The 18,544-nt window shown below is 44.1% G+C and carries 17 protein-coding genes; 11 read left to right on the top strand and 6 right to left on the bottom strand.

The window, feature by feature from the left end; all coding sequences use genetic code 11:
• The first annotated feature begins 53 nt into the window (after window positions 1–53).
• Together OCU38_RS06720 and yqfB are read left to right on the top strand one after the other, a co-directional pair.
• Window positions 54–1,625, top strand: a complete 1,572-nt coding sequence (locus OCU38_RS06720) for a BCCT family transporter (RefSeq protein WP_261822466.1) — start codon at window positions 54–56, stop codon at window positions 1,623–1,625.
• A 136-nt stretch (window positions 1,626–1,761) separates the two neighbouring features.
• Window positions 1,762–2,061 carry a N(4)-acetylcytidine aminohydrolase gene (gene yqfB / locus OCU38_RS06715; RefSeq protein WP_172972786.1) on the top strand — a complete coding sequence of 100 codons (300 nt, stop codon included), beginning with the start codon at window positions 1,762–1,764 and terminating at the stop codon, window positions 2,059–2,061.
• Between the two features lie 37 nt (window positions 2,062–2,098).
• Here the strand turns inward: yqfB and OCU38_RS06710 are convergent, their stop codons facing one another.
• Together OCU38_RS06710 and OCU38_RS06705 are read right to left on the bottom strand one after the other, a co-directional pair.
• Window positions 2,099–2,833, bottom strand: a complete 735-nt coding sequence (locus OCU38_RS06710) for a 3'-5' exonuclease (RefSeq protein ID WP_261822465.1) — start codon at window positions 2,831–2,833, stop codon at window positions 2,099–2,101.
• 4 nt (window positions 2,834–2,837) lie between these two features.
• The gene (locus OCU38_RS06705) at window positions 2,838–4,709 is read right to left on the bottom strand and encodes a putative nucleotidyltransferase substrate binding domain-containing protein (protein WP_261822464.1); all 1,872 of its coding nucleotides are present in this window, start codon (window positions 4,707–4,709) and stop codon (window positions 2,838–2,840) included.
• A gap of 310 nt (window positions 4,710–5,019) precedes the next feature.
• Between OCU38_RS06705 and OCU38_RS06700 the strand changes: the two genes are divergently transcribed.
• Together OCU38_RS06700 and OCU38_RS06695 are read left to right on the top strand one after the other, a co-directional pair.
• Window positions 5,020–5,454, top strand: coding sequence for a GNAT family N-acetyltransferase (locus tag OCU38_RS06700; protein WP_261822463.1), 435 nt, complete (start codon window positions 5,020–5,022; stop codon window positions 5,452–5,454).
• Window positions 5,455–5,517: 63 nt separating this feature from the next.
• A complete protein-coding gene (locus OCU38_RS06695; protein ID WP_261822462.1) occupies window positions 5,518–6,057 on the top strand; it encodes a GNAT family N-acetyltransferase in 540 nt (179 codons plus the stop codon).
• A 72-nt stretch (window positions 6,058–6,129) separates the two neighbouring features.
• Here the strand turns inward: OCU38_RS06695 and OCU38_RS06690 are convergent, their stop codons facing one another.
• The 4 genes from OCU38_RS06690 to pabB all read right to left on the bottom strand — a co-directional run bounded on the left by OCU38_RS06690 (window position 6,130) and on the right by pabB (window position 11,070).
• On the bottom strand, window positions 6,130–7,320 hold the full coding sequence (locus tag OCU38_RS06690) for an amino acid aminotransferase (protein WP_021712903.1): 1,191 nt from the start codon (window positions 7,318–7,320) through the stop codon (window positions 6,130–6,132).
• A 187-nt stretch (window positions 7,321–7,507) separates the two neighbouring features.
• Window positions 7,508–8,908, bottom strand: a complete 1,401-nt coding sequence (gene asnS / locus OCU38_RS06685) for an asparagine--tRNA ligase (RefSeq protein WP_261822461.1) — start codon at window positions 8,906–8,908, stop codon at window positions 7,508–7,510.
• Window positions 8,909–9,024: 116 nt separating this feature from the next.
• The gene (locus tag OCU38_RS06680) at window positions 9,025–9,636 is read right to left on the bottom strand and encodes a CoA pyrophosphatase (RefSeq protein ID WP_261822460.1); all 612 of its coding nucleotides are present in this window, start codon (window positions 9,634–9,636) and stop codon (window positions 9,025–9,027) included.
• 30 nt (window positions 9,637–9,666) lie between these two features.
• Window positions 9,667–11,070: an aminodeoxychorismate synthase component I gene (gene pabB / locus OCU38_RS06675; protein ID WP_261822459.1), complete on the bottom strand. Its 1,404-nt coding sequence runs from the start codon at window positions 11,068–11,070 to the stop codon at window positions 9,667–9,669.
• A gap of 162 nt (window positions 11,071–11,232) precedes the next feature.
• On the opposite strand from pabB, the gene OCU38_RS06670 reads away from it, so the two are divergent.
• The 7 genes from OCU38_RS06670 to OCU38_RS06640 all read left to right on the top strand — a co-directional run bounded on the left by OCU38_RS06670 (window position 11,233) and on the right by OCU38_RS06640 (window position 18,544).
• On the top strand, window positions 11,233–12,747 hold the full coding sequence (locus OCU38_RS06670) for a fumarate hydratase (RefSeq protein WP_261822458.1): 1,515 nt from the start codon (window positions 11,233–11,235) through the stop codon (window positions 12,745–12,747).
• A 128-nt stretch (window positions 12,748–12,875) separates the two neighbouring features.
• A complete protein-coding gene (locus OCU38_RS06665) occupies window positions 12,876–13,061 on the top strand; it encodes a hypothetical protein (RefSeq protein ID WP_023403131.1) in 186 nt (61 codons plus the stop codon).
• Window positions 13,062–13,133: 72 nt separating this feature from the next.
• Window positions 13,134–14,534, top strand: coding sequence for a YcjX family GTP-binding protein (locus OCU38_RS06660; protein WP_261822457.1), 1,401 nt, complete (start codon window positions 13,134–13,136; stop codon window positions 14,532–14,534).
• Between the two features lie 4 nt (window positions 14,535–14,538).
• Entirely contained in the window at window positions 14,539–15,687 is a 1,149-nt protein-coding gene (locus OCU38_RS06655) for a YcjF family protein (protein WP_261822456.1), read from the top strand.
• Window positions 15,688–15,779: 92 nt separating this feature from the next.
• The gene (tyrR, locus tag OCU38_RS06650) at window positions 15,780–17,324 is read left to right on the top strand and encodes a transcriptional regulator TyrR (RefSeq protein ID WP_261822455.1); all 1,545 of its coding nucleotides are present in this window, start codon (window positions 15,780–15,782) and stop codon (window positions 17,322–17,324) included.
• A 48-nt stretch (window positions 17,325–17,372) separates the two neighbouring features.
• Entirely contained in the window at window positions 17,373–17,966 is a 594-nt protein-coding gene (gene rimJ, locus OCU38_RS06645) for a ribosomal protein S5-alanine N-acetyltransferase (protein ID WP_261822454.1), read from the top strand.
• Entirely contained in the window at window positions 17,954–18,544 is a 591-nt protein-coding gene (locus OCU38_RS06640; RefSeq protein WP_261822453.1) for an HD domain-containing protein, read from the top strand. Before rimJ ends, OCU38_RS06640 begins: the two co-directional genes overlap by 13 nt.

The raw sequence follows: 18,544 nt of genomic DNA, 5'->3' as shown, positions 1-18,544 counted from the left end.
ATTACATGAAGTAATTGTGTTTGGTACGCTTTTTGTACCTAAAAGGAGGTCAAATGACCAAGGGTATTGATAAATACAGTATAGATAGTACTGATTATCAAATTGGACAAGATAACGTCCAAAAGTGGGGGTTCGATGTACATAATGCGGTATTTTCCATTAGTGCAGGACTAACTATTCTTTTTCTTCTTGCTATGGTATTCCTCGATCCAGAGACTGCAAAGTCTGCGCTCGACGGATTAAAATGGCAGATAATTCATTCTTTTGATGCATTATTCATTTGGGCTGGTAACATTTTTGTTATCTTCTGTTTAGCTCTTATTGTTTCCCCATACGGTAAAATCCGTTTAGGTGGTAAAGAAGCTAAAGCGGAATACTCAATGTTGTCGTGGATAGCAATGCTATTTGCTGCAGGTATGGGTATTGGTCTAATGTTCTGGAGTGTGGCTGAGCCGGTTGCATACTACACTGGCTGGTATGAAACGCCATTGAATGTAGTCGCTAACACACCAGAAGCGGCTAAGCTTGCATTAGGCGCAACTATGTACCACTGGGGATTACACCCGTGGGCAATCTATGCTGTAGTTGCACTATCATTAGCTTTCTTTACCTACAACAAAGGTTTACCGCTGTCGATTCGTTCTATCTTTTACCCTATTTTAGGGGATAGAGCATGGGGTTGGCCGGGTCACATTGTTGATATTCTAGCTGTATTGGCTACGTTGTTTGGCCTTGCGACTTCGCTTGGTCTAGGTGCGCAACAAGCGGCTAGTGGTATTCACCATGTATTTGGGCTTGATGCAGGGCTAGGATTACAAATTGCGGTAATCAGTTTTGTTACCTTGCTGGCGATAATATCGGTGATACGTGGTATCGATGGTGGCGTTAAAGTCATCTCGAACATCAACATGATCATTGCCTTTATCCTATTAGCATTTGTAATGTTGATTGGCTATCACGTTAGTTTTAGCAGCATTTCTACTACTTTCCTTTCTTATGTTGAGCATATTATTCCTCTAAGTAACCCGCACGGTCGTGAAGACGAAGCATGGTTCCAAGGTTGGACTGTATTCTACTGGGCATGGTGGATTTCATGGTCCCCATTCGTAGGTATGTTCATCGCTCGCGTATCTAAAGGTCGTACTGTTCGTGAATTTATGACAGCAGTATTGATTGTACCAACAACTGTAACTCTTATTTGGATGTCTACATTTGGTGGCTTGGCTATTGACCAAGTGATCAATAACGTTGGTATTTTAGGTAGCAAAGGTCTAACAGACGTTTCTTTGGCTATGTTTGAAATGTTTGATGCTATGCCATTAGCGAATGTACTTTCTATCATTGCTATCATTTTGGTTATGGTGTTCTTTGTAACGTCTTCAGACTCAGGTTCATTGGTTATCGACAGCATTACTGCTGGTGGTAAAGTGGATGCGCCTGTACCACAACGTGTGTTCTGGGCGTTCATGGAAGGTGCTATTGCAGTTGCTATGCTTTGGGTGGGTGGCTCACAAGCCGTTCAAGCGTTGCAAGCGGGTGCGATTTCGACCGCGTTGCCGTTTACCTTCATCCTACTTGCCATGTGTGTGAGTTTGTTGATGGGTATGGCGACAGAAGAGCGTTAAGCCGAAATACAAATAGAATAATTACAAAGGACCTGAATTTTCAGGTCCTTTTTCGTTTTAATTCCATCGTAGCAAACTCTCTTGGGTAATAGATTACGATTGGCCTTATAAAGGAGTCATTATGAGCTTAACCAGTATGACGTTTTTTGAACGTTTTGAATCTGACATTCTTGCAGGTAAGAAAACCATTACTATCCGTGATGAAAATGAGTGCGACTTTGCGCCTAACTCTATCGTTGAGGTTGCCACTTACGAAGATAACCGCTGGTTTTGTCAGTTGCGTATCATCTCAGTAACGCCAGTGTTATTTGATGAACTGACCGATTTTCACGCCAGCCAAGAGAATATGACGTTGCCTGAATTAAAGTCGGTGATTGCGGATATCTACCCTAATATCAATAAGTTGTTTGTTATCACTTATCAAAAAGTAGGGTAGATTTGGTGGTGTTCACTTTAATGATTAGGCGTATTAATTACAGCCATAAACTTTCGATGGGATCATCAGAGTTGAAGTGATGTGCGACTTGAGCCTGCAACAATTCTGCAGTGGCGATGGCATCAACTAGCGCATCGTGCGGAGTATAGGTAGGTAAGTTGTAGCGCTTACGACTCGCGCCTAATCTCACCGAACCGGGGCGGTTTCCTTTAAGGCGGTTGATAAATCCAGCGGAAAGTTGCTGCTGAATGTCCCATTCAATTTGTAAGGTATCCACCACAGGAAATTCAATACCTTCATTAAGACGGCGTCGTAAAATGCTGTCCAAGAAATCACGCTCAATTTGGCGATAATGAACCACACAAATTTTACCCGCAATGGCTTCAAGTATTTCAGGTAGCACCGCCATAAAGTCAGGTGCATATTGCAACTCTGAGTGGGTGATACCATGAATGACCACAGAGTCGGCATTGAGTGCTTTCTGCGGTTTAATCAACCATTGCTGACTTTGCTTTAAGTAAATACGATTTAAATCAAAGGGTACGAGACCGACAGATATGATCTCATCTTTTGAGGAATCTAGCCCTGTAGTTTCAAAATCCAGAGCAAGAAACGGCACCTCTTTAAGTGGAGTTTCTTTCGCGATAGTCCCAGCCGAGTAAAAGCTTTTCAGATGCCCGTGATTGCTTTGGGCAAGCAAGCTTTCAAAGTGAGATTGCCAGTCATCGACTGGCTGGAATATCTTTTTAGTGGGTTGGTTTTTTTTGAACATAGGCTTATTTTATTGAAGTACCTTGATAGCGAAACTTCAAAAAGTTCTGCGCATTGCTGAGAATTTGAAAAGCATTTTTTAGGTTGCGTCGTTCAAAATCGGATAAGTTTTCAGGTTCTATATTATTGTCTGGTTCACGCTCTTCGTTAATATCAATCGCTTGGTGGCGGATGCGAACCAAAGAGATAAATTCTAATGCATCTTTAAGATCTTGCGCGCGGCCTCGTGGCAAAATGCCTGAGTCGAGAATATCATCCAAACGTTCAAAAGAGTTTTTCTGAGTCGAACCCACCGCCAGTGCATGCACTCGAATCAGATCGGCTAGTGGCGCCGTGCCGCGTCGTTTTAGGTTAATCGAGTTTTTATGGTTGCCGTCTTTTTCCATTACAAAGCTTTTAAAGAAGCCTAATGGCGGTGTGCGGTTTAGCGCATTTCGCGCCAAGCAATACAAAAACTTAGAGTTGTTTTTCGCACGTTCGGTAATAAAGCGATTGAGTTTATCGGCCCATTTGAGTTGACCATGTACACCCACAAGATCAAAAAATATGGATGCGTTAAGTAGCGCTTTTGCGTTTGGATTATCTATCCAATCAGCAAAACATTCTTCCCATTCAGTTTGAGTCATGCGCCACATAGGGTTGGTCGCCATGATGTCACCGGTGCAGTAAGGATAACCACACTGATCTAATCCATCGCTGACGATGCTCGCCAACTTCGCAAAGTACTCATCATGTTTCTCTTTATCAAAACTGTTGGACAAAATGATGGCGTTGTCTTGGTCGGTGACAATCAATTGCTCATCACGTGCCATTGAGCCTAAGGCTAAGAAACAATATGGCACAGGCGAGGGGCCTAATTCTTCTTCCGCCAGTTCAATAATGCGCTGTTTGAAACTCATGGCGATAATCGCCATTGCGCTACCCACCATATGTGAGTTGGCGTCTTCGTTGACCAATCTTACGAAACTGTCACTCACTTGCTCAGATAAAGTGACCAAGTCGGCTACCGTGTTTTGTTGGAAAATAGAACTGACCAGTAGTAACGAGTTTTGCGATTCGTAACGCACAATATCACTGGCTTCAATGACCGCAATTGGGGTGTTCTTTTTAACGATAGGTAAGTGGTGAACATTGAATCTTTGCATGGTCAGCATGGCTTCATAAATATAAGCGTTGCTGTCTAAAGAGATCACATCTTGAGTCATCACAGACTTGATGGTGTCATCGGGTGAAACGCCTTGTGCGATAACGCGAGTACACAAATCACGATCAGTCAAAATGCCACGCAAACGGTCACGACTGTCAGTTTGTTCATCATCAACCACCAATAAACACGAGGTATTTTCATCGTCCATCAAGATAGCCGCATCTCTGATAGATGCCCCTTCCTTGATGGTAGAAGCGGGGTGGTTGATTAACGAGGTGACTTTTGCGGTAGTCAGGTCGTTGTCATCATTATTGGCAATGGCGCGGCGTAGACGCTTTCCGTCATCTAGCGCAACAAAGTCGGCAAAGGAGTCAAAGTTGTCGTACAGGTTTTGAAATGTATCTGAAGGGATGCAATATAATAAGCAGTCTTCAATTGCGGTTGCGGGAAACAACACCTTACCATTACTCAATAACGCCATTTGCCCGAAGATAGCACCTTCATCAAGTCGGTTGTACAGCGAACCGTTACGTTTGGAGATTTCTACAACGCCACTACGCACAACGAAAAAATCAGAAATAGCTTCACCCAGAGAAACCACCAATTCGCCTTTACGAATGTAGGAGATTTCAGTGGCGAGTGCGATTTGATTTAACGTTTCATCGGGTAAATCATTAAACGGAGGGTATTGCGCTAGAAACTGTTTAATTTCAAATAGTTCAACTTCCATGATATGCCTTAAATATCGTGATTCTATGCTGAGTTCATCATAGAACGAAAACCTGAATATCCATAGTTTAGTTTGATGATAGTTCGCATCGAAAAGGGAATAATCAGCCGTATTGGTGTTATTTTGCGCACATTTACAGTGTAGCGCAGATTGAAGGTGTAAATTGTTTAATAATGAGCGCTAGACACCGTATCAGGTATGGTTTGACTTACATTTATCAATTCTGTAAATATGGATGAAAATCAGGCAATACTTCATCGAAGAAGTTAGATAGGGTGTGGCATAACCATCTTTCAGGGAGGAAGTTTTAGTGCAAGGATTTAGGATTAGCACAGATAACGATGAGCTAGACTTCGATGTTATTTATCATTTTATTTCAGAGAGTTATTGGGCGAAAGGTATGCTTAAACACACTCTGTTAAAAGCGCTCTCAAACTCATTTTGCTTTGGCTTATATGATAATAGTGGTGCTCAAGTTGGCTTTGCTCGCTTAATCACAGATAAAGCAACGTTTGCCTACCTCGTTGATGTATTTGTCTTGGAGTCTCACCGAGGGCAAGGCTTGAGTAAATGGTTGGTTCAAACCATCTTAGAACATCCTGATTTACAAGGGTTAAGACGTATCATGCTAGCGACAAAAGATGCTCATAGCCTGTATTCCCAATACGGATTTGAAGCTATCGAAAATCCAGAAATGTTAATGCAAATTTGGCATCCTGATGTTTATCGTGCTTCAGCAAGTTAGCATTCAAGTAGGGAGTATGCTCATCAGCACTTAACTTCGCTTTACATTACAGGAGAAAATACCATGGAGTTAGTTGTACCATCACTGGAATATCAGTCCGCTTTTGCGCAGTTCTATGCCGATTTTGCTAAATATGACGTTGAAAATGCTGAACATTATCTTGAAGGGAAAGTGGATTTCCCAAGGTACATTAAGCGAATCAGTGATGAAGCGGAGGGTTTAAATCTGCGTGATGGCTATGTGCCTTGTAGTCACTATTGGCTGGTCAATGCAGAGAAGTCTATCCTTGGTGCTATTCGCGTGCGCCATGATATCAACAATGAATTTCTTTCCCTTGAAGCGGGGCATATTGGTTATGACATCGCGCCCTCTCATCGTGCAAAAGGTAAAGGTAAGCTGATGCTTAAACTGGCTTTAGCAAAAGCGGCAGAGTTAGGCATCGACAGCGCTTTGGTTATCGCAGATGAAGATAACTTAGCTTCAAGAGGCGTAATTGAAGCTAATGGTGGTGAATTCGAGAACGTTGTTATGGGTAAGGTTTTTCCCAATCCTTTAGCAAGGTATTGGATTAACTGTAACTTTCAAGAACAATACTGTATATAAAAAAGAAAACCACAATACATTGATAATACTGTGGTTTACTTGAATTTTAGCTAATGCCTTTAAGCAATAAGCTTACAGTACCGCTGCAATACCTTTGCACAAAGGCAACATGTTGTTTTTGGTCATGCCAGCAACGCTAATACGGCCAGAGCCAACAATGTAGATGCCAAATTCTTCTTTTAGGCGAGTGACTTGCTCTTTGTTTAGACCAGAGAAAGAGAACATACCGTTTTGGCGTTCAATGAAGCTAAAGTCAGCAGTTACGCCTTGCGCTTTAAGAGTTTCTACAAACAAAGTGCGCATTTCGTGGATGCGATCGCGCATCTCTTTAACTTCTTGTTCCCATTCTTGACGAAGCTCAGCGTTATTAAGAATGTGAGTCACTACTGCCGCGCCGTGTGCTGGTGGGTTAGAGTAGATAGAACGGATAATGCCTTTTACTTGAGAAAATGCGGTTTGCGCCACTTCTGCGTTATCCGCAACTAGCGTAAATGCACCAACACGTTCGTTGTATAAACCGAAGTTTTTAGAGAACGAGCTTGCTACTAGGATTTCGCTGTTACGTTCAGCAAATGCACGTAGACCTGCTGCATCTTCTTCCACGCCTTTTGCAAAACCTTGGTATGCAAAGTCAAACAGTGGGATCAGTTTTTTATCTGCTGCAAGTTGCGCCAGTGTTTGCCACTCTTCAAATGTTGGGTCGATACCTGTAGGGTTGTGACAACAGCCGTGAAGCAATACGATGTCGCCTTCATTTGCTTGGTTAAGATCAGCAAGCATGGCGTCAAAGTCTTTCGCTTTTGTTTCTGCGTTGTAGTAACGGTACTCTGCGATTTCTAGACCAGCCGCGGTAAACACGCCTTTGTGGTTTGCCCATGTTGGGTTGCTGATCCAAATTTTAGCGCCGCCTAAATGACGTTTAATGAATTCACCGGCTACACGTAGCGCACCTGTACCGCCAGGAGCTTGCGCTGTTTTAGCGCGCTTGTCTGAAACGATAGTGCTGTTTTCACCAAATAGAAGTTTTTGTACTGCTAGACCGTATTCAGCAGTACCTTCAATAGTTAGGTATGACTTCGTTTTCTCAGTGTCTAAGATAGCTTGTTCTGCTTTCTTTACAGTCGCAAGAACAGGGGTTGAGCCTTGTTCATTTTTGTAAATGCCAGCACCAAGGTTAATTTTGGTTTCGCGTGTGTCTTTTTTAAATTCTTCAGTTAAGCCAAGAATAGGGTCGGCAGGAGCAGCAACTACTTTTTCAAACATGAGAATCGTCCGTGTTTAGTGAATTAATGAAAAGCGATAGACTTTATTTATACCTTTAGAAAATCGCCAAAACAATAGATTTGTAATTAATTTTGAAGTCGAAAGCGTTTCACCTGTTCAACATCAATTATTTTTCAATAGGCTCAAAAAAACCGCCGAAAGGGCGGTTTAATATAAAAGCTTCTTATTAGAAGTTTGCGCTACGTGGTGTACGTGGGAATGGAATCACGTCACGTACGTTGCCCATGCCAGTTACGTAAGAGACTAGGCGTTCAAAACCTAGACCGAAACCTGCGTGAGGCACTGTGCCGTAGCGACGTAAATCGCGATACCAGCTCATGTGTTCTGGGTCGATACCCATCGCAATCATGCGCTCGTCTAAAACGTCTAAACGTTCTTCACGTTGTGCACCACCGATGATTTCACCGATACCCGGAGCAAGAACATCCATTGCCGCTACTGTTTTACCATCGTCATTTAAGCGCATGTAGAAGGCTTTAATGTCTTTAGGGTAGTTTTTCACGATAACAGGTGCTTTGAAGTGTTCTTCTGCAAGGTAGCGTTCGTGTTCAGAAGACATATCGATGCCCCATTCAACAGCGAACTCAAACTCACGACCAGAATCTTTAAGGATTTGAATCGCATCTGTGTAATCTACTTGAGCAAAATCAGCGTCAACAAATTGCTCTAAACGAGTGATCGCTTGTTTGTCGATACGTTGTGCAAAGAACTCAAGATCGTCACGACGCTCTTCAAGAACTGCTTTAAATACGTATTTCAGCATGTCTTCAGCCAGTTTTGCCGCGTCGTCTAGATCCGCAAAAGCAATCTCAGGCTCAACCATCCAGAATTCCGCTAGGTGGCGACTGGTGTTTGAGTTTTCAGCGCGGAACGTCGGGCCGAAAGTGTACACTTTGCTTAGTGCACAAGCGTACGCTTCTGCGTTTAGCTGACCAGATACAGTTAGGAAGGTTTCTTTACCGAAGAAATCTTCGTTGTAGTCCACATTGCCTTGCTCTGTGCGAGGTAGGTTTTCAAGATCCAGCGTTGAAACGCGGAACATTTCACCTGCACCTTCTGCATCAGATGCCGTAATTAACGGCGCTGAAGTCCAGAAGAAACCTTGCTCGTGGTAGAAGCGGTGAATAGCTTGAGACAAGCAGTTACGAACGCGCGCTACTGCACCAATTACGTTAGTGCGAGGGCGAAGGTGTGCAACTTCACGAAGGTACTCAATTGAGTGACGAGTCTTAGCCATAGGGTAAGTGTCTGCGTCTTCAACCCAGCCAACAACTTGTACAGCAGTGGCAGCAAGTTCAAAGTCTTGACCTTTTGCCGGAGATTCAACGATGGTACCCGTCACTTCAACAGAACAACCTGTAGTCAGCTTAAGGACTTCATCATTGTAATTATTAAGACTATTTGGGACCACGGCCTGAATCGGGTCGAAACAAGAGCCGTCATAGATGGCGAGAAAAGAGATCCCAGCTTTGGAATCGCGACGTGAACGGATCCAGCCTCGAACAGTGACTTCACTGTTTACTGCTAGCTTGCCGCTAAGAACGTCTGTTACAGGCGCGTAAGTCATTTGGTATTACTCTCCAATAGATGCTATTGAGAAAAAGATAAGAAATAGAACCTATCAGTTTACATTCCAATAAATTTGCATCAAGTAAAGAGTGACAATTTATAACGGATTTTTTTTTAAGCGCTGTTTATTCCACCAAACGGAGCCAGTTGTCTTTGCATTGCATCAATTATTTGTGCGGTAACGCCCCAAATAAAATGTTTTTGATAGGGCATGGCAAACACTTTGTGGGTGACGGTTTTTAATTGGAAATGAAAATTAACCAAGTTAGTGGATGAAAAAAGAAAATCAGCAGGGACTTCAAACACCTCTGCCACTTCATTGGCATCAATTTTAGGCTGATAGTTTGAGTCTATCCACGCAAGATAGGGGGTGACGGCAAATTGGCTAATGGTGGGCAGTGACGGAAGCGTGCCGATGATCTCAATCATATGACTGGGAATGCCCACCTCTTCAGTGGTTTCTCGCACTGCGGTATTGAGTAGCAATTTATCGCTGCTTTCATATTTACCGCCGGGAAAACTAACTTGTCCCGGATGATGTTTAAGATGCGCCGCTCGCTTGGTAAACACAACGTGCAGGCCGTTTTTTCGCTCAACTAAGCCAATTAACACCGCCGCAGGGCGCAGTACGTCTTGGCTAAAATGCGCAAGACGTTGCAAACTAAAAGCGTCGTAATCACTGGGCGTTGTAAAATTAAATTGTTGTAAAAACTCGGCTTTAGTCATTGCTGGCTCTGTGGCTTTATTGGGCTAAGGTTATTCTAATATTGGCAGAATTTTACTGAGCTTATGTAAAGTTTCTTCATATTCTAAGGTACATTCACTGTCCGCGACCAATCCGCCACCTGCCCAAGCGTAGATATTCTGCGCTTCAGTGATCAAGGTTCGGATAGTAATGCTAGTATCCATTTTGCCACAGCGACTGATGTAGCCAATGCTGCCGCAATACACACTGCGACGATGAGGCTCTAGCTCTTCGATGATTTGCATCGCGCGCACTTTAGGCGCGCCAGTGATAGATCCGCCGGGGAAACAAGCGCGAAGCAGATCGTATTCATCGTATTGGCTATCAAGTTCTCCTGTGACGGTACTGACTAAGTGATGCACCGCAGGAAAACTCTCTATTTCAAACAGATGAGGCACTTGCACACTGCCTGGTGCGGATACTTTGCCAATATCGTTACGCAGCAGGTCAACAATCATTAAGTTTTCGGCCTGATCTTTTTGTGCATTTTTTAAATCATCAATTTGAATTTGATCTTCGATAGGGTCGGCAAAGCGCGGTCGGGTGCCTTTTATCGGTTTGGTTTCTACGTGTCCGTCATGGCACAAAATAAAACGCTCTGGCGAAATGCTCAGCACCGCATTGTGCTGTAAACGAATAAAGGCTGAGAAGGGCGCTTGGTTTTCATCTTCTAGCGTTTTATAAGCTTGCCATTCACTACCGGTATAAGAGGCGCAAAAACGTTGTGCTAAGTTAATTTGGTAGCAATCACCGGAGAGTAAATACTCTTGCACCGTTTCAAAGCGAGTTTGATACTCAGCTTGAGTCATGTTGGCTTGCCACGGACTACACAATTGAAAATGATGGCTTGTTGCGTGGCGAGCACCTGCATCGCTAAACAGAATGTTAGATGAAGCGTTTGCCGATGTTGGGGTTAACGAGTCTGTGCTCCCTGCGCTAGAGGTTACACTTACCCAAGTGGCTTGCTTAAGTTTGTGGTCGATAATTAACGCTTGGTCGTACAAACCAACTGCCATATCCGGCGCGTTTAAGTCGTGCTCAGCTATGGTGGCAATTTCTTCCACACAGCGGCCTAAATCGTAGGAAAATAGCCCTAACCAGCCACCAACAAAAGGCAGTTCGGTCTGGTTGTCGAGCGGCGGAAGGTGTTGCTTTCCTAATTGGCGTAACAGCTCAAAGGGATCACAAGTCGCGTGTGAGACTTTACCTTTTTGAGTGATGGTGCTGTGTTTGCCAAAAGTCTCAACCGTTAAAATGGGCGAATGCACCAATATGTCGTAACGACTATTGGGATGCTCATCTGAGGCAGACCTAAGTAACATGGCATAAGGTTGATGCTCAACGCGCTCAAACAGGGTAATGGCGAGTTTTTTATGGTAAACGAGTGGACTAGTTTCTATTTTTAAATCAGACATCTATCAAATTGCTTGAAATGTGATGACACCGTAATGGTGAATGTGGTTTGATAATCCGCTCAAGAGTATCATAGATTTATCTCAAGTTCAGAATGTACGTAAAGTCTATGCTCTGTATGTGCATGAAATGGAATCCGACTGACCTAAAAAGGGGCTCGACGAATGACGATAATTCGTAAGCAAGATCTTATCAGCAGCGTGGCTGATGCACTTCAATACATATCCTATTATCACCCGCTTGATTTTGTGCAAGCGTTAGAAAAAGCCTATCACGCTGAACAAAGCACGGCGGCGAAAGATGCCATTGCGCAAATACTAATAAACTCAAGACTCTCCGCCGAAGGCCATCGACCTATCTGTCAAGACACGGGCATTGTGACCTGTTTTGTCAATATTGGTATGCAAGTGCAGTGGGAAGACACGAGCGTGACAGTGCAAGAGATGATTGATGAAGGGGTAAGACAGGCGTACACCAACCCTGATAACCCTTTACGCGCGTCTATTTTGCTCGATCCTGCGGGCAAGCGCATCAACAGTAAAGACAACACTCCTGCGGTTGTGCACATCAATATGGTGGCTGGCGATAAAGTCGAAGTACAAATTGCGGCCAAAGGTGGCGGCTCTGAAAATAAAACCAAAATGGTGATGTTAAACCCATCCGATGATGTCGCGCAATGGGTGGAAAAAACCTTACCTTTGATGGGCGCAGGTTGGTGTCCACCGGGCATGCTCGGTATAGGCATTGGCGGCACCGCAGAAAAAGCAGCAGTGCTGGCGAAAGAGTCGCTAATGGATCCGGTCGACATTCATGAATTAATGGAGCGCGGCGCCACCACAACCGAAGAGAAAATGCGCCTTGATATCTTCGAGCGTGCCAATAAAACTGGCATTGGCGCACAAGGTCTGGGCGGATTAACCACAGTAGTAGACGTTAAAATTAAAACCGCGCCGACGCATGCCGCTTCTAAGCCAGTATGTATGATCCCAAACTGCGCGGCTACTCGTCATGTGCATTTCACGCTTGATGGCACCGGCCCGGCTACATTGACACCGCCAAAACTTGAAGATTGGCCTGATATATCTTGGGATGCGGGCGATAAAGCGCGCCGCGTGAACCTTGATAGTGTCACTCAGCAAGAGATTGAGTCGTGGAAGACAGGTGAAACTTTACTGTTGTCAGGCAAAATGCTCACAGGTCGTGATGCCGCGCACAAGCGCATTCAGCAATTATTGGAAAGCGGTGAAGGGCTTCCTGAAGGCGTGGATTTTAAAGGTAAGTTTATCTATTACGTTGGTCCTGTGGACGCAGTTGGTGATGAAGCGGTAGGGCCTGCTGGACCGACAACTTCAACCCGCATGGACAAATTTACCGATATGATGCTCTCTAAAACCGGCATTGCCGGCATGATTGGTAAAGCCGAGCGCGGCGCGCAAACCGTTGAGCTTATCAAACAGAACAAAGCCGTGTATTTGATGGCAGTGGGTGGCGCAGCGTATCTGGTATCTAAAGCAATCAAGAGCGCTAAGGTCATTGCTTTTGAAGAACTGGGTATGGAAGCGATTTACGAGTTTGACGTTGAAGATATGCCGGTTACAGTGGCGGTGGATTCAACAGGTGAAAATGCGCACCAGACTGGGCCGGATACTTGGAAAGTAAAAATAGCGGAAATGGAATAGTTCTATTTATGATGCAAACGCCCGGATGACGGGCGCTAGAGGGCGCAATCAAAGATTGCGCTTTTTTTCGAGTTTTCAGCTAGATAGCTGATACACTTACATGTGTGCTTTTAATTACAGGGGATGTTATGCCACGTTTTGTCCAAATTTTACAAATGATTGTTGCCGTCGTGATCGGTGGCTTTCTTTGTTATGACCTTATCCTTAACGGAATTGCTATCTTTCATGAGAAATACATTACGATTACGATCGTGATGACTTTGCTGCTTGAATTGGCCTTATTTGTTATCTATAAGCTCATAGCCGATGATTAAATCTTGTTAATGTTGCGTTCTAATGCTGGATATTTTGAGAACAATTCAATATCTTGAGGCAAGGAGCGTGATATGAACAGATTAACAAACGAAGCAAAACAACTACTTAATAGAGGGCTGGATGCACACCTAAGAATTGGTGTCACCGGCCTTTCTCGTGCAGGAAAGACCGCATTTATCACGTCCTTTGTCGATCAACTTCTGCATACCTCGACTCACGATAACTTACCGTTACTTGCCGCTCTGCGTGATGGACGTTTGTTAGGCGCAAGACGTGTCCCGCAAAAGAATCTGCTTACTCCTAGATTTAATCTTGATGGCTCTTACGAGTCGCTCAAACTTGATCCGCCCACTTGGCCTACGCCGACCCGAGATGTCAGCGAAATACGCATTGCCATTAAGTATAAACCGCAAAATAAAGCGCGCAAGTTGGTCTCTCGCACCGCCACTTTATACCTAGATTTAGTGGATTATCCTGGGGAGTGGTTACTCGATTTACCTATGCTTGAGATGGATTTTGCCACTTGGTCAGAGCAGCAATTAAAACGTTTGCAACAGATTGACCTCCCTGAAGTGCAATCGTGGCTAGAGCGTACTCAACACCTAGATATCGAGCATTTGACGGACGACAAAATGATCAATGCGGTATCTATCGAATTCACGCAATTGTTGCTGAGCCTAAAAGCGCAAGGTTACCAGTTGATTCAGCCGGGGCGATTCGTGTTGCCCGGCGAGCTTGCAGATGCGCCAGTGTTATTGTTTTTCCCATATTTAAGTAAAGTGCATTCAGAAAAAGCAAAGACAGCAAAAGAAAAGCCTATAAAAGGTGGCGCGTTAGATTTACTCATCAATCGCTATAAAGAATATCAGCAACAGGTGATTCGCCCCTTCTATAAACAGTATTTTGCCTCCTTTGATAGGCAAATTTTACTGGTGGATGTGTTGTCACCGCTAAATCAAGGTGAACATGCTTTTAGTGATATGCAGGTAGCATTGACCGAAATCATGAAAAGCTTTAGCTATGGTAAAAATAGCCTGATGCGCCGTTTGTTTTCGCCGCGTACGGATAAATTGCTGTTTGCGGCAACCAAAGCCGATCATATCACTCCTGATCAACATGCTAACTTGAGCTTATTGCTGCGCCATTTAGTTCAGCCCATTTGGCAACACGTTTCCTTTGAAAGTGTGGCGATGGAGTGCATTCCTTTTGCCTCTATACAATCGACACAAACGGGATTTGTTGAGCATAAATCGCACACTACGCCAGTGATTCATGGTACGAGTATGCAGGGTGAAGAGCTTACTGTTTATCCCGGAGAAGTGCCTGCCACACTGCCAAAAGCTGAGTTTTGGGATAAACAAGGTTTTGATTTTGTAAGCTTTAGACCGCAAAACTACGTTGAGTCACAACCATTGCCACATATAGGCATGGGTAAGGTGATTCAGTTTTTGCTTGGCGATAAATTAAGGTGATAGTGTGAGTGAATATAAACCCAAGCAGGTCTTTGCTAGTCAAGCGAAGCAACACGCAGCCAAGCAAAATCTATCAGAGGATGCACAAGAGCAAGCCTCTAAATCAGAACCTCATCACTCAAAGCATTATGAGTCACAGCAAACATCAAATGCGTTTAAAGAAGCGGATGATGAGCCATTAAACGCGAAGCAAACTTTTGCCAGTCATGAGTTTATTCAAAGCGAACCTATGGTCGCTGAGCAAAATGAAGCCATTGAAGAGAAGGTCGCGACGTTATTTAGCCGCCGTAAAGTGCCACTAAAATGGAAGCTACTGTTTACTACCTTAGGCGGGCTGAGCTTTTGGCAACTGTGTGAATCGTTTATTGGTGCAATTCAATCCAGTGATTTGTTGGCACTGGCTTGGACTGCGTTATTGACCGGAGGCTGTATTATTGGTGCAGGCGCACTATTGCGCGAGCTGATAAAAATGCGTCGTTTGCGTCGTCAAGGTGATGCGCAGATGAAAGCGCAGCAGCTGTATGATGACAACGATTATGGCAAAGCGGCGTCATTTTGTGATTCGCTGTCGAGCTCTTTGGCTGCCAAAGGAGTTGAAAACGTTGGGCTGGCGAAATGGTCACAGCATCGCAGTGAAAACCATTCTGATCGCGACATGTTGGATTTATATCAAGGCTATGTGCTGTCTCCTGTGGACGATAAAGTAAATAAAGCCATTGCCAAATACTCATCTGAGGCGGCAGTGATGGTTGCGGCAAGCCCCTTGGCAGCCGCCGATATGTTGTTGGTCGCATGGCGCAATATCTCGTTAATTAACCGCATTGCCAAAGAGTATGGGGTTGAGCTTGGTTACTGGTCACGCATACAGCTATTACGTTTAACCTTGATTAATATGGCGGCCGCGGGTGGTAGTGAGCTTGCTATTGATGCAGGGATGGATCTGTTGTCCATGGATTTAACCGCCAAACTCTCTAGCCGAGTAGCGCAAGGGGTCGGGGTTGGCTTATTAACCGCGCGCCTTGGCATCAAAGCGGCGCAATTGATGCGTCCCATTCCATTTTCAAAGACCAATCAATTAAAATTACGTCACGTTCGCGATCAGGTTATGGTCTCTGTTAAGCATCGTTTACAAAATTCTCGTGATGAAGGCTAGGGTTAAGCCCTTATAAAACCTGATATTGCTTGACTGTAGTGCGCTTCTGCTAGACACTCATGTAAAGATTAATGAACACTTGAGAGTCAGACGTGCGCTTAGAAGTATTGTGTGAAGATCGCTTAGGCTTAACCCGCGAATTATTAGATATCCTTACCTCGCAAAACTTAGATTTACGAGGCATTGAAATTGATCCTATCGGTATTATTTATCTCAATTGCCCAGAGTTAGATTTTGAATCTTTCAGAAATCTGATGGCGCAAATCAGACGCATCGATGGGGTCTCTGATGTTCGTCGTATCGGTTTTATGCCAAGTGAAAGAAAGAACACGGAACTCACTGCGGTACTAGATAACCTCACAGAAGCGTTATTATCGGTCAGTCTAAATGGACAAATCGATATGGCGAACCAAAAGGCGCAGCAGCTATTTCATAACAGTGAGCTTGCAATACTGGGCACTTCTATCAGCCAAGTTTTGCCGCAGTTTTCTTATCAAAACTGGCTTGATGACAGCGGTGAACGACAAAAACAAAATATCGTGATTGCGGGGATTGATTACCAAATGGAGATCATTCCCGTTCGATTACAGCAAAATAGCGAAACACTGGTTCACGCCAGTACCGTATTACAACTAAGACAGTCGCGCTATGAAGCAAACAATGCCGATTCTGTTGCCGATCACGATCCATTAGGGTTTGAGCACTTTGTTGGTACATCCAGTCGTCATAAAGCGCTAATTACTCAAGCTAAAAAGCTCTCTATGCTAGATCAACCTTTATTGATAGAAGGTGATACAGGCACAGGTAAAGAGATGCTTGCGCGTGCATGTCATGCTCGCTCTCATCGCTCAAACAACCCATTTATTGTATTAAGTTGCGCCTCAATGCCCGATGATGTGGCAGAGACGGAATTATTTGGTCATGCCGATGGTGCGATAAATCAAGGTAAACCGCACAAAGGTATTTTTGAAAATGCAGACGGCGGTACGGTTTTTTTAGATGAAATTGGCGAAATGTCCGCGCATTTACAAAGTAAATTACTGCGATTTTTGCAAGATGGTACTTTTAGACGTGTCGGTGAAGATAAAGAAGTGAGCGTCAATGTACGCGTTATCGCCTCAACCCGCCACACTTTAGAGCAGTTAATTGAATCGGGTACATTCCGCCAAGATCTGTACTTTAGATTGAACGTGCTTAATTTGAAGATCCCGCCACTGCATGAAAGACCTTCAGATATTGCGCCGCTACTGGATATGTTATTGGTTAAGCACTGCTCGCAATTGGGTATTGATAAACCCACCTGTTCGGCAACCCTAATGGACGCGCTGGTTAGTTACCGCTGGCCGGGTAATTTCCGTGAACTTGATAATGCGGTTTTGCGCGGGTTAACTGAGCTAGACGGGGTGCAACTGTCGACCAAGCATTTCCACCTGCCTACCTTGGATAACTTAAATAATACTGAGGCAAAACTGGATATGGACGGCTCATTGGATCAAATAATGAAACGTCACGAGTCGCAGGTATTGGATAAACTGTATCAAGCCTTCCCATCTAGCAGAAAGCTCGCGAAACGCTTAAATGTCTCTCACACGTCGATTGCCAATAAGTTACGCGATTACGATATCGGTAAAAAATGAGTGTATGGATAAGTTTGCTAGACATCTGCTAGATAAATAGGTGAAACGATGTTTTTTACGTATAAACCGACGTTAATAGCAAAAGATCATTCCTCACAACGCGTCACCATACGTTCGGTTGGGGCAACGGATGCAAGGATCGTGTGTGAGTATTTTGTGCGTAACAAGGCATTTTTAAAACCTTGGGACCCCATTCGAGATAATGCGTTTTATACCGTATCCGGATGGAAATACAAGATCACTCGCTTAGCCGAATTAGAAAAGTTGCGACAAGGTTTATACTTGTTGATTCTAAATGCCGAAGAGACGCGTGTGCTCGGCGTGATTACGTTTAGCAATATTGTGGGTTACCCATTTCATTCGTGTAATTTGGGCTATTCATTAGATGAAGAAGAGCAGGGTAATGGTTTGATGCACAGCAGTTTAACCCAAGCCTGTGAATTTATGTTCTCAAAGTATAATATGCATCGCATTCAGGCTTCTTATTTACCTAGAAACCAGCGCAGTGCACGAGTGTTGCAACGTATGGGATTTACCAAAGAAGGCGTAGCAAAAGATTACCTTTTGATTGATGGGCGTTGGCAGGACCATGTGCTGACCTCATTGACCAATCAACATTGGACAGCAGCATGCAAAGATTAAATCAGCAACTTGATATGTTGATCGAAATCGATCAACTGAAAAATGTATTACGACGTACTCGAGTAAAGAGTGCGCAAGGTCGCCTTGAAAATAGTGCTGAACACAGCTGGCATGTGGCGACAATGGCATTATTAACCCAAGAGCACGCTAACAATAAGGTAGACGTTAGTCGCGTATTAAAAATGCTGTTGCTGCACGATATTGTAGAAATTGATGCCGGTGATACCTTTGTGTACGATGCGGCTGCCTCACAAGAACAACAGCAAAAAGAACTGCAAGCGGCCGATCGCTTATTTAGCTTTTTGCCCGATGATCAACGCACAGAACTGCGCGCCATTTGGGATGAATTTGAAGCGGCAAACAGTGATGATGCTAAATTTGCCAAAGCGCTAGATCGCTTTATTCCTATGTTTCTGAATTATCATAATCAAGGTCAGAGCTGGGTTGAGCATCAAGTTAAGCGCAGTCAAGTTATTGCAATAAACAGTCGCATTCAACAAGGCTCAGAAACCTTGTGGCAGAAAGCGTTACAAATCATAGATGAAGCCGTCGCTAATGGCTGGCTAAAAGACGAGTAA

Origin of the sequence: Vibrio neonatus, from assembly GCF_024346975.1 — a bacterium.
GTDB lineage: Bacteria > Pseudomonadota > Gammaproteobacteria > Enterobacterales > Vibrionaceae > Vibrio > Vibrio neonatus.
The sequence above is the reverse complement of the archived record's forward strand: the minus strand, read 5'-3'. Positions and strand labels throughout refer to the sequence as shown.

What these genes read in the sequence shown, in the direction of transcription:
- rimJ (WP_261822454.1), top strand. Translation starts at nt 17,373, where the DNA reads ATGTTTTTTACGTATAAACCGACGTTAATAGCAAAAGATCATTCCTCA.
- OCU38_RS06705 (WP_261822464.1), bottom strand. Translation starts at nt 4,709, where the DNA reads ATGGAAGTTGAACTATTTGAAATTAAACAGTTTCTAGCGCAATACCCT.
- OCU38_RS06690 (WP_021712903.1), bottom strand. Translation starts at nt 7,320, where the DNA reads ATGTTTGAAAAAGTAGTTGCTGCTCCTGCCGACCCTATTCTTGGCTTA.
- OCU38_RS06680 (WP_261822460.1), bottom strand. Translation starts at nt 9,636, where the DNA reads ATGACTAAAGCCGAGTTTTTACAACAATTTAATTTTACAACGCCCAGT.
- OCU38_RS06670 (WP_261822458.1), top strand. Translation starts at nt 11,233, where the DNA reads ATGACGATAATTCGTAAGCAAGATCTTATCAGCAGCGTGGCTGATGCA.
- OCU38_RS06665 (WP_023403131.1), top strand. Translation starts at nt 12,876, where the DNA reads ATGCCACGTTTTGTCCAAATTTTACAAATGATTGTTGCCGTCGTGATC.
- asnS (WP_261822461.1), bottom strand. Translation starts at nt 8,908, where the DNA reads ATGACTTACGCGCCTGTAACAGACGTTCTTAGCGGCAAGCTAGCAGTA.
- yqfB (WP_172972786.1), top strand. Translation starts at nt 1,762, where the DNA reads ATGACGTTTTTTGAACGTTTTGAATCTGACATTCTTGCAGGTAAGAAA.
- OCU38_RS06710 (WP_261822465.1), bottom strand. Translation starts at nt 2,833, where the DNA reads ATGTTCAAAAAAAACCAACCCACTAAAAAGATATTCCAGCCAGTCGAT.
- OCU38_RS06695 (WP_261822462.1), top strand. Translation starts at nt 5,518, where the DNA reads ATGGAGTTAGTTGTACCATCACTGGAATATCAGTCCGCTTTTGCGCAG.
- OCU38_RS06640 (WP_261822453.1), top strand. Translation starts at nt 17,954, where the DNA reads ATGCAAAGATTAAATCAGCAACTTGATATGTTGATCGAAATCGATCAA.
- pabB (WP_261822459.1), bottom strand. Translation starts at nt 11,070, where the DNA reads ATGTCTGATTTAAAAATAGAAACTAGTCCACTCGTTTACCATAAAAAA.
- OCU38_RS06720 (WP_261822466.1), top strand. Translation starts at nt 54, where the DNA reads ATGACCAAGGGTATTGATAAATACAGTATAGATAGTACTGATTATCAA.
- OCU38_RS06660 (WP_261822457.1), top strand. Translation starts at nt 13,134, where the DNA reads ATGAACAGATTAACAAACGAAGCAAAACAACTACTTAATAGAGGGCTG.